This window comes from Winogradskyella aquimaris (assembly GCF_042676105.1).
Taxonomy (GTDB): Bacteria; Bacteroidota; Bacteroidia; order Flavobacteriales; family Flavobacteriaceae; genus Winogradskyella; species Winogradskyella aquimaris.
Genome location: NZ_JBHTJQ010000011.1, coordinates 12,267 through 24,989 on the forward strand (window position 1 = coordinate 12,267; position 12,723 = coordinate 24,989).

Annotated in this window: 13 protein-coding genes; 7 read left to right on the top strand and 6 right to left on the bottom strand. The window is 35.4% G+C overall.

The window, feature by feature from the left end; translation table 11 throughout:
* Positions 1 to 39: 39 nt before the first annotated feature.
* Entirely contained in the window at positions 40 to 1,437 is a 1,398-nt protein-coding gene (locus ACFQ1K_RS09340) for a trypsin-like peptidase domain-containing protein (RefSeq protein WP_320556043.1), read from the bottom strand.
* A 151-nt stretch (positions 1,438 to 1,588) separates the two neighbouring features.
* On the opposite strand from ACFQ1K_RS09340, the gene dapF reads away from it, so the two are divergent.
* The 5 genes from dapF (at position 1,589) to ACFQ1K_RS09365 (ending at position 5,617) form a co-directional block, all read left to right on the top strand.
* On the top strand, positions 1,589 to 2,368 hold the full coding sequence (gene dapF / locus ACFQ1K_RS09345) for a diaminopimelate epimerase (RefSeq protein ID WP_320556042.1): 780 nt from the start codon (positions 1,589 to 1,591) through the stop codon (positions 2,366 to 2,368).
* A complete protein-coding gene (locus tag ACFQ1K_RS09350; RefSeq protein WP_320556041.1) occupies positions 2,362 to 2,886 on the top strand; it encodes a GNAT family N-acetyltransferase in 525 nt (174 codons plus the stop codon). Before dapF ends, ACFQ1K_RS09350 begins: the two co-directional genes overlap by 7 nt.
* A 3-nt stretch (positions 2,887 to 2,889) precedes the next feature.
* Positions 2,890 to 3,933 (top strand): endolytic transglycosylase MltG, encoded by a 1,044-nt coding sequence (mltG, locus tag ACFQ1K_RS09355; protein WP_320556040.1) that lies wholly within the window; start codon positions 2,890 to 2,892, stop codon positions 3,931 to 3,933.
* A 3-nt stretch (positions 3,934 to 3,936) separates the two neighbouring features.
* Positions 3,937 to 4,842 (top strand): DUF2279 domain-containing protein, encoded by a 906-nt coding sequence (locus ACFQ1K_RS09360; RefSeq protein WP_320556039.1) that lies wholly within the window; start codon positions 3,937 to 3,939, stop codon positions 4,840 to 4,842.
* A 118-nt stretch (positions 4,843 to 4,960) separates the two neighbouring features.
* Positions 4,961 to 5,617: a peptidoglycan-binding protein LysM gene (locus tag ACFQ1K_RS09365; protein WP_320556038.1), complete on the top strand. Its 657-nt coding sequence runs from the start codon at positions 4,961 to 4,963 to the stop codon at positions 5,615 to 5,617.
* Here the strand turns inward: ACFQ1K_RS09365 and ACFQ1K_RS09370 are convergent.
* From ACFQ1K_RS09370 to dnaA, 4 genes are all read right to left on the bottom strand, one after another.
* Positions 5,614 to 6,330 (bottom strand): SAM-dependent methyltransferase, encoded by a 717-nt coding sequence (locus ACFQ1K_RS09370; RefSeq protein ID WP_320556037.1) that lies wholly within the window; start codon positions 6,328 to 6,330, stop codon positions 5,614 to 5,616. The two genes, ACFQ1K_RS09365 and ACFQ1K_RS09370, sit on opposite strands and share 4 nt — an antisense overlap.
* Positions 6,330 to 7,721, bottom strand: a complete 1,392-nt coding sequence (locus ACFQ1K_RS09375) for a PQQ-dependent sugar dehydrogenase (protein WP_320556036.1) — start codon at positions 7,719 to 7,721, stop codon at positions 6,330 to 6,332. Before ACFQ1K_RS09375 ends, ACFQ1K_RS09370 begins: the two co-directional genes overlap by 1 nt.
* A 74-nt stretch (positions 7,722 to 7,795) precedes the next feature.
* Positions 7,796 to 8,248: a low molecular weight protein-tyrosine-phosphatase gene (locus ACFQ1K_RS09380; RefSeq protein WP_320556035.1), complete on the bottom strand. Its 453-nt coding sequence runs from the start codon at positions 8,246 to 8,248 to the stop codon at positions 7,796 to 7,798.
* A gap of 11 nt (positions 8,249 to 8,259) precedes the next feature.
* The gene (gene dnaA / locus ACFQ1K_RS09385; protein ID WP_320556034.1) at positions 8,260 to 9,687 is read right to left on the bottom strand and encodes a chromosomal replication initiator protein DnaA; all 1,428 of its coding nucleotides are present in this window, start codon (positions 9,685 to 9,687) and stop codon (positions 8,260 to 8,262) included.
* Between the two features lie 200 nt (positions 9,688 to 9,887).
* Here dnaA and ACFQ1K_RS09390 point away from each other — a divergent pair, with 200 nt between their 5' ends.
* Positions 9,888 to 10,295 (top strand): acyl-CoA thioesterase, encoded by a 408-nt coding sequence (locus ACFQ1K_RS09390; RefSeq protein ID WP_320556033.1) that lies wholly within the window; start codon positions 9,888 to 9,890, stop codon positions 10,293 to 10,295.
* Here ACFQ1K_RS09390 and ACFQ1K_RS09395 read toward each other — a convergent pair.
* Positions 10,290 to 10,898: an IMPACT family protein gene (locus ACFQ1K_RS09395; RefSeq protein WP_320556032.1), complete on the bottom strand. Its 609-nt coding sequence runs from the start codon at positions 10,896 to 10,898 to the stop codon at positions 10,290 to 10,292. The genes ACFQ1K_RS09390 and ACFQ1K_RS09395 overlap by 6 nt on opposite strands.
* Before the next feature lie 199 nt (positions 10,899 to 11,097).
* On the opposite strand from ACFQ1K_RS09395, the gene ACFQ1K_RS09400 reads away from it, so the two are divergent.
* Positions 11,098 to 12,696, top strand: coding sequence for an aryl-sulfate sulfotransferase (locus ACFQ1K_RS09400; RefSeq protein WP_320556031.1), 1,599 nt, complete (start codon positions 11,098 to 11,100; stop codon positions 12,694 to 12,696).
* Positions 12,697 to 12,723: the final 27 nt, after the last annotated feature.

The window sequence follows — 12,723 nt, forward strand, 5'->3', positions numbered from 1 at the left end:
TTTGAAGGGTGGGTTTTATCTGTTTTTAACGTTTTTTATCTAAAATCTATAGATGACCTTTTCTCCGTTTTTATTAATAATTTCAATGAGAAGTGGTTTGTTGTATCCTCTTGTTTTAATAGCGGTTTGTACATCATCAACAGAATAAAGCTTTTTTCCGTTAATCTTTGTAATAATACTTCCTTCTTCTACACCAGCGTTATACCAATCTGACTTGTAGTTGTCATTAAATTCAGAAATTTTCACACCATAATCTACATCAAATTCTTTCAATTCTTGTTTTGAAGCATTCTTAACGTAGCCAATGGGTTGTAAGATTGTAGTAGACGGCCTTAGTAGCGTCACAGGTACTATTTCCTCACTGCCATTTCTTATAAGAGTAACATTAACCACATCGTTTGGGCTCTTTGTTTTTAGATAACCTGATAAATCCGAAAACTTGTTAATTTCAACATTGTCAATTTTCTTTATGATGTCACCTGATTTAATTCCGGCTTTTTCAGCACCAGTATCTTCTGTAACGTCACTAACATAGAATCCTTCAGTGATATCCGTACCAAGTTGTTCTGCTGCTTTACTATTTAGTGCACCACCAACAACGCCAAGTATACCATTTTGCACATTGCCATACTCCATAATATCGTTTACAATTTTGCGAGCAATATTGCTTGGCACGGCAAATGAATAGCCAATGTAAGAGCCATCACGGGATGAGATGGCGGTATTAATACCAATTAAGTCACCATTAGTATTGACTAATGCACCACCAGAATTTCCTGGATTAACAGCGGCATCAGTCTGTATAAATGATTGTGTGTTTTGACCGCTTAAGTCTCTGGATTTAGCACTTATAATCCCAGCGGTCACCGTTGAATTCAGATTGAACGGATTACCGACAGCTAATACCCATTCACCAACCTTAGCACTGTCAGAATCCCCAAAGGCTAAAAAGGGCAGATCCTCTTCAGCATCTATTTTTATAAGCGCAATATCAGTAGCTTCGTCAGTACCCACTAATTCTGCCATATATGTTTTATTGTTGTTTAGGGTAATGCTAATTTCATTAGCGTTCTGAATAACATGATTATTCGTAACAATATAACCAGTGGGTGAAATAATCACGCCACTACCTGTACCTACCTGTGCTCGAGGTTGCGATCTCCCAAAGAAATAATCACTCATAGTCAAAGGAGCTGAAACTATCGCAGTGTTTTTAACGTGCACAACAGCATCTATCGATTTTTCTGCGGCCTCTACAAAATCAGGTGTAAACGTCGTTGTATTATTTGTGTTCGTAGGAACATATACTGGTAAGTCAGAAACCTGTTCTACGGCCAATTGTTGGGGTTCATTTTCTTCAATAAAAAGTTTGTAACCGCCTAGGGTTAACAGACCACCTAATGCCGAAACTCCGATTAATGTTAGAATCTTCTTCATAATTGTTAGGATTTAAGTTTACTTTTTAAACGATTAAATTTAGATATATATTGAGTGTTACATTTCATTTTAACGACTATTTAACGTCAACTTTAACTGCCTTTTAACATCGCTCAATACGGTCTAATATTCTTATATTTGTCCGACCATTATGAGAATGACATTTTATAAATATCAAGGTACAGGAAACGACTTTATTATTGTCGATAACCGTTTGTCACAAATTGACAAAAATAATACCAAACGTATTGCGGAATTATGTGACCGACGTTTTGGCATTGGTGCAGATGGTTTTATTTTGCTAGAAAATGACACATCTTCAGATTTTAAGATGGTGTATTACAATGCAGATGGCAATGAAAGTACAATGTGTGGCAACGGAGGACGTTGCATTGTAGCCTTTGCAAAATTTTTGGGCCTCATAGCAACAAAGACTGAATTTTTGGCTATCGATGGTCTGCACAATGCCAGTATTGAAGGAGATGTCGTACATCTTCAAATGCAAAATGTGAGTAGTATTGAAGTTTATGATAAACACTTATACTTAGATACGGGTTCACCACATCATATTGAAGTAGTTGATGATTTAGAAACTTTAGATGTTAAAACCATTGGTGCTCAAATAAGATATGGAAAGCCCTACAATGAAAACGGGAGCAATGTTAACTTTGTTAAGCAATTGTCATATAATTGGTTTGCTGTAAGAACCTATGAACGTGGAGTGGAGGACGAAACCCTATCATGTGGCACCGGTGTTACAGCCGTGGCTCTAGCTATGCATAACATAAGTAAGACATCACAAAATGAAGTCGTACTCCAAACCCAAGGAGGTGAGCTTAAAGTGAGATTTAAGGAAAATACAAATGGGTATGAAGACATCTGGCTCATTGGACCAGCGGTACAAGTTTATAAAGGTGAAATAGAATGGTAAATTTAAAAGGGCAACATATCTATTTGCGTGCTTTAGAGCCAGAAGACTTAGAATTTATTTATGGTATTGAGAATGATACAGCTCTTTGGTCGTTGAGTGATACACTAACACCGTATTCAAGATTTAACTTAAGGCAATATCTCGAAAACGCACAACAAGATATTTTCGAAGCCAAACAGTTGCGATTGGCTATTTGCATCATGGATGACACCACCATTGGTTTGATTGATGTGTTTGATTTTGATGTTAAAAACAAACGAGCCGGTATTGGTATTTTAATCAAAGATGAAGCAAAAAGATCTAAAGGCTATGGAAAAGAAGCATTGGAATTGCTGGTGAGTTACTGTTTTAAAACCCTTCATTTGCACCAGGTATATGCTAACATTTCAGAGTCCAACTTAGCCAGTTTAAAATTGTTTGAAAGTAATGGATTTAAAAAAATTGGATTAAAAGCCGATTGGAGATTTGATGGACAACAATTTTCAAATGAGTTTATGTTACAACTTATTAATGAGTAATATATGTATATAAAAAAAATACTTTGGGGAGTTTCCCTTTTAGGGTTAGTGATTTTTGGTGCTATTGCCTATTATATATACAGTGCCGTGTTTCAGCCAAACACAAAATTTGAAACTGAAACTGCTTATATCTATGTACCTACTGGTGCTAATTATCTTCAGGTAAGACAACAGTTGGATACCTTATTGAAGGATATGACTGCTTTTGACGCTCTTGCAAGGCAAAAAAAATATACCTCAAATATAACGGCAGGTCGGTTTGCTATTTCAAAAGGAATGAATAATAATGAGATTATTAATTCCATTCGAAGTAGAAACCTGCCACTAAAAATCGCATTTAACAATCAACATAGCCTAGAGGATTTAGCCGGGAGGATTAGCTCGCAAATTGAAGCTGATAGCTTGTCTTTGATAAAAGCAATGACAGACAAGACATTTTTAGATGAAAATGGATTTACGGAGGCTACAGCGCTTGGGATGTATTTACCTAATAGTTATGAGTTTTATTGGAATACTTCAGCTGAAGGTTTTAGGGATAAAATGCTTACTGAATACAAGCGCTTTTGGAATGAAATCAGACTTGAAAAGGCTAAACAATTAAATTTATCACCAGATGAGGTCATGACTTTGGCTTCTATTGTGCATGAAGAATCAAAACAAGCAGATGAGCAACCAAGAGTGGCTGGAGTTTATCTTAACAGGCTTAGATTGGGTATGCCTTTGCAAGCAGATCCAACTTTAAAGTTTGCGGCGTATCAATTACCAGAATACCAAAACACAGTAATACGTCGTATTTTAAATATTCATAAGGAAATTGATTCACCTTATAATACTTATAAAAATGCTGGATTACCACCAGGACTTATCGCCATGCCAGATTTATCGGCAGTAAAGGCTGTTTTGAATCCTGAAAAACACAGTTACCTTTATTTTGCTGCAGATGCTAAGCGCTTGGGCTATCACAAATTTGCCAAAACTTTGGCACAGCATAATATTAATGCCAGAGAATATCAAAGGTACTTGTCTTCACAAGGTATTAATCGCTAAGACTTGAGATTTTCTCTGCTGCATATTACTCTACTATTTTGTATTACAGGTTCTGTTGTTGCACAATCCAAGATCAATCAGTTTTTAAAACCTAGTGACTCTTTAAATACATCAAGAAGAAATGCTGTTGTAATTACCGAAGCCTCATTGGCAACGACTGCACTTATAGGATTGGACCAGTTGTGGTATGCAGACTATCCGCGTTCAAAATTCAAGACTATAAATGATAGTGGCGAATGGCTACAAATGGACAAGGTAGGACATGTATTTACGTCATATCAATTAGGTCGATTAAGTTCTAATACCTTTAGTTGGGCAGGTGTTAATAGAAAGCAGCGGCTAATTTACAGTACTACGATAGGTTTGGGATTTTTAACTGCCGTTGAGGTTATGGATGGTTTTTCAGCAGAATGGGGCTTTTCTTGGTCAGACATGGCTGCCAATACGTTGGGTTCTGGACTATTTATTGGCCAGGAGTTAATATGGGAAGAACAACGCATACTTTTGAAATATTCGTTTCATCAATCTCGTTTTGCTGAGCAGCGACCTGATAAATTGGGGAATGGATTGGCAGAAGAGTTGTTAAAAGATTACAATGGGCAAACGTATTGGCTAAGTGCTAATTTGAACTCGTTTTTAAAAACAGAATTTTTGCCAGACTGGTTAAATCTTGCTTTCGGATATGGTGCAGAGGGTATGTTAACGGGTGAACCTAACGACCCACAATTCCCAAATCAAAATAGAACAAGGCAATATTACCTCAGCCTCGATATGGATTTAAGTAAAATAAAAACAAAATCTCACCTTTTGAAAACTATTTTTGACGTTTTAAACGTAATTAAGGTGCCTTTTCCAACATTAGAACTCAATAGTAAAGGTCGTTTAAAGATGCATTATATCTACTATTAACAACTTTTAATAAACCTTAACGAACTGATTTTCAATATTTAAATAAATTTCGTATATTTGCACGCGAATTTGATAAGACTTTTTGGGGAAAAGATTATCACATTTAAAATTAGCTGTTATGATTAAAAATAGCGTTAAGAATTATGTATTGCCATTTTCAATTTGTTTAACAATTGCATTGGCACTTTACCCAAACTCCTCTTTGAATGCAGAAATGTATTCTACGGATGGTTTAGATTTAAATTATAATATTAAGTCTGATTTAGCCATGGTAGGGGACAACGACAATTCTATTTCTACAACCTTCACACCGCATTTAGGTAAATCTTTTGAAGGATTCAAGGAAGCTTTGGCTTTCAAGGAGTCTAGAGGAGATTATTTCACGGTAAATACATTAGGGTATTTAGGGAAATACCAGTTTGGTGCCGAAACTTTAAAATTGTTGGGTATCTATAACACCAATCAATTCTTAAATAATCCAGAGCTTCAGGAAAAGGCCTTTATTGCTAATGCCTCACGTAACAAATGGGTTTTACGAAAGGACATTAAGCGCTTTGACGGTAAATATATTGGAGGAGTATTAATTACTGAATCTGGTATTTTAGCTGCAGCGCATTTGGCTGGTCCAGGCACGGTTAAGAAGTTTTTACGCAGTTACGGAGATTATAACTTTTCTGATGCTTATGGTTCTACAGTAAAGCATTACATGAAAAAGTTTTCTGGCTACGATACGTCCATAATCAAGCCAAATAAGAAAGCTAAGGCTGTCATCTAGTCTTTTTGTATAATAAAGATAGCAGGTCTTTTGTGAAGATCTTCCTTGTTGTTTTTCCACTCTTTTGCTGGTGATGTTTTGATAAACTCGCTGGGAAGGGTTAAGTCACACGCTACACATAATCTGGTCTCTGGATGCAATACCTTAACTAAATCCTCTAACATCTTCATGTTTCTGTAGGGTGTTTCAATGAAAATTTGAGCTTGATTATGCTCTGATGATAATTTTTCAAGACTTTTTATTTTAGCTTTTCGGTCCACTTTATCAATGGGTAAATATCCATTAAAACAAAAGCTTTGGCCGTTCATTCCTGAAGCCATAAGCGCTAAAATTATAGAAGATGGTCCTACTAAGGGAATAACCCTTATATTCATAGCGTGTGCTAAACTTACAATATCTGAGCCGGGATCTGCTACGGCAGGGCAGCCAGCCTCTGAGAGTAAGCCCATAGAAAAACCTTCTAAACATGGGTTTAGAAATGTGTTTCGTTCGGCTACTGTAGTATACTTGTTTAGAACACTTAATTTTAATGAAGGCTGTGATTTGCTTGTGGATATACGCTTTATAAAACGACGTGCTGTTTTTTCATTCTCAACTATATAATAATCAATTTCCTCAATTATTTTTTTAATGGAAATAGGCAGGACCTCAAGAGGTGGGTTGTCCCCTAATCTTGTAGGAATTAAATAGAGATGACCTTTATCACTGCTCATTAGTTTACAACAAATTTTTGAATAACACTTTTACCGTCTTCAGAATCAATTTTCAAAAAATAAAAACCGCTATTTAGATCAGAAATATTAATAGTAGACAACGTGTCATCAGTAGCGGTTGGAATCGATTTCATTAGTTGTCCTCTTACATTATAAATAGTAATAACTGATGAGTTAGTCAAAAGATTCCCGGAAAAATTCACGTTTAAAATCGTATTTGCGGGATTTGGATATATTGATATCGTATTTTCATTATTTTCATCCAAGCTAAGAAGTGCATCTGTAATTTTAAAAATGTTACCACCAAGACTCGATGCGTAGAGTTCTCCATTAATGTCTTCACCAAAAGCTACCCAATTACCAGAGAAACTTTCGAAGGTTGAGGTCCAGCTGCCATTTTCAAATTTTAAATAGCCAATTTCTTGAGTGCAAACATCACCAAAAAAGTAGGACCCTATCAAACTAGGGAAGTTAGTACCTCTGTAAACGTAACCACCTGTAATGGAACATCTTCCACCAGAATGCGTATATTCAGACACTGGAAAGGTGAGTGTGCTACTATTTGGACAACCACTGGTATTATATGTTAGGCTACCTTCATAACACCTCCAGCCATAATTTAGTCCGGCATCTGTCGATGGAACTAGATTAATTTCCTCTCTTGCATTTTGTCCTACATCTGCAATCCATAAATCATCGGTCAATGCGTCAAAAGAGAATTTCCAAGGGTTGCGTAAACCATAGGCCCAAATTTCATCTCTAGCGGCAGCGTTACCAATAAAAGGGTTATCCGCTGGTATTTCATAAGGATTTGAAGCCGTAGAATTATTGACATCGATTCTGAGTAATTTACCTAAAAGGCTATTCAGGTTTTGAGCATTGTTCTGAGGGTCTCCTCCAGAACCGCCGTCACCACTGGAAATATATAAATAACCATCTGGACCAAATTGAAGTTCTCCACCATTATGATTGCTGAAGGGTTGTGTATAGGTTAAAATGATTAATTCCGAATTAGGATCAGCTATCGTTGGATTCACTCCAATTCTAGAAAATCTTGAGATAACCGTATTACCTGAGTTATCAGTGTAGTTAACAAAAAAATAGCCATTAGTACTAAAATCTGGATGAAAAGCTAAACCCAATAACCCTTGTTCGTTACCTATACTTCTTACACGATCATCGATATCCAAAAAGTTAGTAGGTTCAACACTTCCGTCAGAATTTAAAATTTTAATTATACCATCTTGTTCTACAACAAACAACCTATCATCTGCTGCATGCTTAATATTAACCGGTCTATTAAATCCAGAGGCAAATAAATCCAATTCTAAGTCTTGGGCAAAAGACAAGATTATGGACATTGTGCATAGGATGGTTGTTAGTTTTTTCATAGCTCTTTTGGTACATTAATGTTTTTAAAGTACTATAAAATTAAGGAAATATCTTTTAGTGATTGAAGGGTTGTCTATAAAAGTTTAGCGGCGATTAGATCTGAAGTACTGTGTATAAGATCAAAAACATATTCAAAATCTGAGAAATCACCATAATAGGGATCTGGCACGTTCTTGTTGTTAATGTGCGGGTTTTCTTCTAAAAATAATTTTACTTTCCCAATATCATGACGGTTTCTGGCTAAACTAATAATGTTATTGTAGTTTGAAGAATCCATGGCATAGATATAATCGAAAGTATCAAAATCTACGATTTTAAATTGTCTGGCCGTTTGTTGACTAATGTCTATGCCATTTTGTTTTGCGATTTTAATAGAACGATGATCAGGTTGATGACCAATGTGGTAGGCCGCAGTTCCTGCTGAATCAATATAAAAGTCTAAACTATTGAGTTTGGACTCAAGTATGCCATGCGCTAACGGTGAACGGCAAATATTGCCAAGACACACCATTAATATACGGGTCATGCCTCAGTATTTTAAAGTGATAATTTCTTTGCTAGATCCTCAACGTATTTTCTGAATTGCTTGTCAGTCGAAGAAAGATTGTCTACCGTTTTACATGCATGTAATACAGTGGCATGGTCACGCTGACCAATTTGAGATCCAATACTTGCTAACGATGCTTTAGTGTATTTTTTTGCAAAGAACATCGCTAACTGACGAGCCTGTACGATGTGACGTTTACGCGTTTTGGATTGTAAGGTACTAACATCCATTTGAAAATAATCTGACACTACCTTTTGGATATAGTCTATAGAAACTTCGCGTTTCGTGTTTTTTACAAACTTATCTACAATATCTTTAGCTAAATTTAAAGTGATTTCTTTCTTATTGAAAGATGATTGGGCTATCAGGGATATTATAGCACCTTCAAGTTCTCTAACGTTCGTTTTAATATGTTTTGCGACATACTCTACAATATCGTCTGGCATTTCTACTCCATCTCTGTAGAGTTTGTTCTTTAAGATGGATACTCTGGTTTCAAAATCCGGAGTTTGTAATTCTGCTGAAAGTCCCCATTTAAAACGAGATAGCAAGCGCTGTTCAATATCTTGCATATCAACAGGAGCCTTATCACTCGTTAAAACCACTTGTTTACCATTTTGATGAAGGTGGTTAAAGATGTGAAAAAATACATCTTGGGTACCTGTCTTACCAGAAAGAAATTGCACATCGTCAATAATCAACACATCAATGATTTGATAGAAGTGTATAAAATCATTTCTATTGTTTTTCTTAACGGAGTCAATATATTGTTGGGTAAATTTTTCTGCAGAAATATAAAGTACCGTTTTTTCAGGATACTTATCCTTTATATCCACTCCAATGGCGTGTGCAAGATGTGTTTTACCTAAGCCGACACCTCCAAAAATTAATAATGGATTAAAGGAAGTTCCACCTGGTTTATTGGCTACTGCAATTCCAGCGTTTCTGGCCAATCTATTAGAATCACCTTCCAAGAAATTTTCGAATGTGTAACTTGGATTAAGTTGCGATTCTATTTTTACATTTCTAATCCCTGGTATTATAAAAGGATTTTTTAATTCAGGACTTTTGTTGTTGAACGGTACATCAACTTCCTGAGACTTAACGGCTGTTCTGTTGGCACTTGGGATTTTTTCCGTGAATGGTTGTTTGTTACCATAGGTGTTTTCCATTCTGATGACGTAAACCAATTTCGCGTCTTTTCCAAGTTCTTTGGTGAGTGCAACCTTAAGAATTTTTACGTAATGCTCTTCTAACCACTCATAAAAAAACTTGCTAGGTACCTGAATGCTCAAGGCATTACCTGAAAGTTTAACAGCTTGTATGGGTTCAAACCAGGTTTTATAGGCTTGTGGTTGTATATTATCTTTAATAAAATTGAGACAATTATTCCATACAGATTCCGCTGTTATCTCCATTAGTTAAATGTTAGTTTATATAGTTAGTTAGATTAGCAAAAAAAAAGAGAACTAGGATTCTCTCAGCGTTTTATAACACGACAAATATGTGAACAAAATTCTTAAAAAAAAAATCAATTCAAGTTGAATTTTAAGAATTTTTTTCTCATGTTTAAAATCATTTAAAACTACAAATTTTTTGTTAAACAAAAGCATTTATTTTGAATTATAACGAAACAAATATTCGCGTGCGATATGGGGAAACCGATCAAATGGGTGTAGTGTATCACGCTAATTATGCAGTGTATTTTGAGGTAGGAAGAACGGAGTGGTTGCGAGAGTTTGGGTTAAGCTATAGTGCTATGGAAGCAGAAGGCATCATGCTTCCAGTAATTTCATTAAATATAAACTACAAAAATTCAGCACGTTATGACGATGTGCTTAAAGTAAAAACTAAATTGAAAAAAATGCCTACGGCTTCAATAGAGTTTGATTATGAATTAAGCAATGATAAAGACGAATTATTGGCTACAGGGAATACGGTTTTGGCCTTTATCGATGTAAAACGAAATAGGCCTACGAGATGTCCAAAATATCTTTTAGACAAACTGCAAAATTATTCGTTATAATTCACTGATTTCGACACCGAAAAACTGACTGAAAAATTCAAAAACTTCATTTGCGTTACTTTTTCTGACAGATATTTCTAACAAACAGTCTAGCTCCAATAATTGCCTATCAATTTCTATTTGTTTTTCTTTTAAAATCCGCATCACTTTGCTCATGTTTTTATATTCAAATTTGAGTGTAAATTTTCGATTTATCGTATTCTCAATTATTTGAGAGGATTCTATTGCAAGTTGAGCTGAAGTTTTATAGGCATTAATCAATCCACTAACACCAAGTTTAGTACCTCCATAATATCTGACCACAATAACTAGGATATTGGTAAGATCAAAAGATTGAATTTGCCCATAAATAGGCATACCAGCGGAGTTGTTCGGTTCGCCATCGTCATTTGCTCTATAGATTAATATCTCTGTACCTAATTGATAAGCGTAACACCAATGTCTTGCAGAATGGTGCTCCTTTTTAACCTCATCTAGGTGGATTTTGATTTGGTCTTCGTTTTCAACAGGATAAACATAGCCAATAAACTTACTGTTTTTGTCTTTGAATAACTCGCCTATTGATGATTTAGAAATGGTCTTATATGTGTCTGTTTCACTCATATTTAATGCTAAACTACCATATTCTATTTAAAGTACTAATAAGGGACTGAGTTAATTTTAATAAAATACTCTTACTCAGACTATGTAAAGCATTTCTCAATTTATTTGATGGCTTTAAATGTCAAGTTGGGTCAACTCTTGGTTAAAAAAATTTACATTTTTGAGTTTCATTATTTATATTAGCGAAAAAAATTAAGCAATGAAAAATTTTACATTTTTAACTCTACTATTTTTATTATTTAATGTATCATTTAGTCAAGAGACCATTGGTCTTATTTACGATGATATTAATGAAGAAAAAGCAGACGGTTACACATTATTTAAGCCTACTTCTGATCAGAGAGTATTCTTGATTGACAATTGTGGTGAGGTAGTTAACGAATGGACCTTTTCAGGTAATAATGCTAGAAATGCCTATTTACTTGAAAATGGAAATCTTTTACAAAGTAGCGGTTTGCAAGCGGAAATCAGAGACTGGAATGATAATGTACTTTGGGGTATTACGTACCAAGATGTCTTTGGTTGGAGAATACATCACGACATAGAGCCTTTACCAAACGGGAATTTTTTAGTATTAGTAAGACAGAGTTTGACAGATACAGAAATGTTTGCACAAGGTATGGATACGTCTTACAATAATCCAACTTTTGTATTGGAACGAATCATAGAAATCGAACCCGTAGGAACTGACTCTGCAAATATTGTTTGGGAATGGAGGCTTATTGATCACATTGTTCAAGATTTTGATAACACAAAACCTAACTTTGGTGTAGTGGCAGACAACCCTCAGTTATACAATATCAATTATGACAACGGTAATGGTTCTAATCCAATACATGCCAATGCAATGGATTACAATGAAGATTTGGATCAAATAGCAGTCTCTGCGAGACACTTGAGTGAAGTATTTGTTATTGACCACAGTACAACAACAGCTGAGGCGGCAACAAGTTCAGGTGGATTGTATGGAAAAGGAGGTGATTTTTTATGGAGATGGGGAAATCCGGAAGCTTACGATCAAGGAACTGCGGCTGATAGAAAATTAGGAAGACAGCACGATATTAAATGGATTACAGCCGGACCTCATGCAGGAAAGATGTCTGTATTTAGCAATGATGGTTACGGAAGTGACATGGCAGCCTCGTCTGTACATATTATAGATCCTAACCATAACAATGGAGTATATACTTTGGACTCAGGGAAATTCTTGCCTACTACATATGATTGGTCATGGGATGGTATAATCATGTCTGAAGTTATGCATGCTGGTGCTCAGTGTGGTTTTCAAACTTTGCCAAATGGTAATGCTTTAATTAATGAGTCTGATATAGGTAGAATTACTGAAATAAATGGTAATGGTGATGTTATTTGGGTGTATAGAATTCCTGTTGGTGCTGGAGTCGAGTACACACAATTTTCTGAACCTGTAGGGAACGGATCATTTAGAGCTCACAGATATCCTTCTGATTATCCTGGGTTTGATGGGGTAACCTTTAATAATACCGGAAAAATTGAGGATGTTAATTCTTTAACGGATGACTGTGTTAACCGATTATCTATTGACGAGACTACCATTGCAGAATTCAAAGCTTACCCTAATCCTACCAGAGGCCAGGTGAATTTTGAAGTGAATCAACCAATCGAATTAATTGAAGTTTACACTATCACTGGTCAAAAAGTATTGAGCAATGCATCATCAGATAAAATCGATTTAACAAACCTTTCAAATGGTATGTATATGCTTAAATTGTACATAGGAAATACCAACGAGTATGTCAAGGTATTGAAGGACAATTAGTCTAAAATAGATTAAATTTAAAAAGCC

Excerpts from the sequence above, each read along its gene's own strand:
- ACFQ1K_RS09340 (WP_320556043.1), bottom strand. The coding sequence starts at position 1,437 with ATGAAGAAGATTCTAACATTAATCGGAGTTTCGGCATTAGGTGGTCTG.
- dapF (WP_320556042.1), top strand. The coding sequence starts at position 1,589 with ATGAGAATGACATTTTATAAATATCAAGGTACAGGAAACGACTTTATT.
- ACFQ1K_RS09350 (WP_320556041.1), top strand. The coding sequence starts at position 2,362 with ATGGTAAATTTAAAAGGGCAACATATCTATTTGCGTGCTTTAGAGCCA.
- mltG (WP_320556040.1), top strand. The coding sequence starts at position 2,890 with ATGTATATAAAAAAAATACTTTGGGGAGTTTCCCTTTTAGGGTTAGTG.
- ACFQ1K_RS09365 (WP_320556038.1), top strand. The coding sequence starts at position 4,961 with ATGATTAAAAATAGCGTTAAGAATTATGTATTGCCATTTTCAATTTGT.
- ACFQ1K_RS09370 (WP_320556037.1), bottom strand. The coding sequence starts at position 6,330 with ATGAGCAGTGATAAAGGTCATCTCTATTTAATTCCTACAAGATTAGGG.
- ACFQ1K_RS09375 (WP_320556036.1), bottom strand. The coding sequence starts at position 7,721 with ATGAAAAAACTAACAACCATCCTATGCACAATGTCCATAATCTTGTCT.
- ACFQ1K_RS09380 (WP_320556035.1), bottom strand. The coding sequence starts at position 8,248 with ATGACCCGTATATTAATGGTGTGTCTTGGCAATATTTGCCGTTCACCG.
- dnaA (WP_320556034.1), bottom strand. The coding sequence starts at position 9,687 with ATGGAGATAACAGCGGAATCTGTATGGAATAATTGTCTCAATTTTATT.
- ACFQ1K_RS09395 (WP_320556032.1), bottom strand. The coding sequence starts at position 10,898 with ATGAGTGAAACAGACACATATAAGACCATTTCTAAATCATCAATAGGC.
- ACFQ1K_RS09400 (WP_320556031.1), top strand. The coding sequence starts at position 11,098 with ATGAAAAATTTTACATTTTTAACTCTACTATTTTTATTATTTAATGTA.